This is a genomic window from Mesorhizobium sp. M7A.F.Ca.US.002.01.1.1 (assembly GCF_004022955.1).
Taxonomy (GTDB): Bacteria; Pseudomonadota; Alphaproteobacteria; order Rhizobiales; family Rhizobiaceae; genus Mesorhizobium; species Mesorhizobium ciceri.
The window spans coordinates 1-1,169 of sequence record NZ_RZQE01000898.1 but is presented as its reverse complement, the minus strand read 5'-3'; the positions used below and the strand labels follow the sequence as shown (position 1 = coordinate 1,169).

At 62.3% G+C, this 1,169-nt stretch carries 1 protein-coding gene; it reads right to left on the bottom strand.

The annotated features are described in order from the left end of the window. Positions 1–130 precede the first annotated feature (130 nt). A partial coding sequence (locus EN932_RS36545) for a D-alanyl-D-alanine carboxypeptidase family protein (protein WP_164890862.1) occupies positions 131–1,169 on the bottom strand: 1,039 nt, incomplete at its 5' end.

The following is a 1,169-nucleotide window of genomic DNA, read 5'->3' as shown; positions in this document are numbered from 1 at the left end:
TTCTTGTCCATGGCTGAATGGGATTGTAGCGCTCTAGATAGTCCGCGTTGGGCCAAACGTCCATGCCGTCGATTTTTTGCCCTTATGCATGCCGTTCCCCAAAATCATGGCTGGTTTTGAGCGACATGCGTTAGCGCCGCCAGCCGACCGCCAGTTCCTTGACGGCATCGAGCGCGCGCTGCGGCAGCGTGCCGACGCCGATCGATTCGGCTGCGAAAAGCGGCGTCTCCTGGCTCAGCGTATCGCCGATCCAGACGCGCAGCGCACCCACCGGCTGCCCCTCCTCCACCGGTGCTGCAACCGGGCCGTCATAGACGATCCTGGCCGTCAGCTTGTCGCGGTTGGTGATCGGCAGGAAGATGTCGATCGGTCCCTTTGCCTTCAGCGTCACCCCGGATTTGGCGCCGCCGAAAACCTGGGCTTCTCCAACCACCTCGTCCCTGGCGAAAATTTCAGTCTTCTCGAAAGAGCGGACACCCCAGTCGAGCAGCTTTCGCGCTTCCTCGGCGCGCTCCTTGTCCGAGGCCAGCCCGCTCATCGCCGCGATCACGCGGGTACCATTGTGGCTGAGCGAACCGACGATGCCGAAGCCGGCTGCCTCGCTCGCCCCGACCGCCAGGCCGTCGGCGCCGATGTCCATCGCCAGCAGCGGATTGCGGTTCCTCTGTGAGATCTTGTTCCAGGTGAAATCCTTTTGGGCATAATAGCGATAGAAATCCGGATAATCGCGCCACAGGTGCAGGGCGAGCTGCGCCAGCTCGCGCACGGTCGTCTGCTGGCCATCTGCCGGCAGGCCGGTCGAATTGACGAAAGTCGACGTCTTGAGGCCGATCTGGCGGGCGCGTTCGGTCATCTGCGCGGCAAAATTGTCTTCGGATCCCGACATGCCTTCGGCGATGACGATGCAGCCGTCATTGGCCGCCTGCACGGTCACGCCCTGAATCAGGTCTTCGAGCCGGATCGACGACTTGAGCTTGGCGAACATCGTCGATGTTCCCGAAGGCGCGCCACCCTTGCGCCAGGCGTTCTCGCTGACCACGAACGTATCGTCGAGCTTCAGGCGGCCGGATTTGATGGCGTTGAAAACCACTTCCATGGTCATCAGCTTGGCCATCGAGGCCGGCGGTATCGGCTTGTCGGCCTCCTTGGAAAACAGCACCGTCCCGGTC